Genomic DNA, 230 nt, shown 5'->3' with positions numbered 1-230 from the left:
ATGTTGTTGCGCTCGAAGGATGGAGAAGAGGTCTAACACTTAGATGGCATGTAAAAGACTCTGAAAAATTTAAAGAGATGAAGACATGGTTTGTAGATAAACCTGGGCAATTATTTTCTTTAAGTTCGAAAGATAGAACACATTACTTCTTTCGCACACGAGGTGACAAAGTAACCAATGAAGCTGTAGATACTGGACGAGATAAAGAAAAGACGAAGCAAGCCTTACTC

General features: G+C 38.3%; 1 pseudogene. It reads left to right on the top strand.

Annotated features, from left to right (window positions below):
- Positions 1-230 (top strand): annotated as a pseudogene (locus Q4550_RS24315) (hypothetical protein); the annotation flags it as partial.

This window comes from Anaerobacillus sp. 1_MG-2023, assembly GCF_030547345.1.
Classification (GTDB): domain Bacteria; phylum Bacillota; class Bacilli; order Bacillales; family Guptibacillaceae; genus Guptibacillus; species Guptibacillus hwajinpoensis_B.
This window is presented reverse-complemented; position numbering and strand designations above follow the sequence as displayed.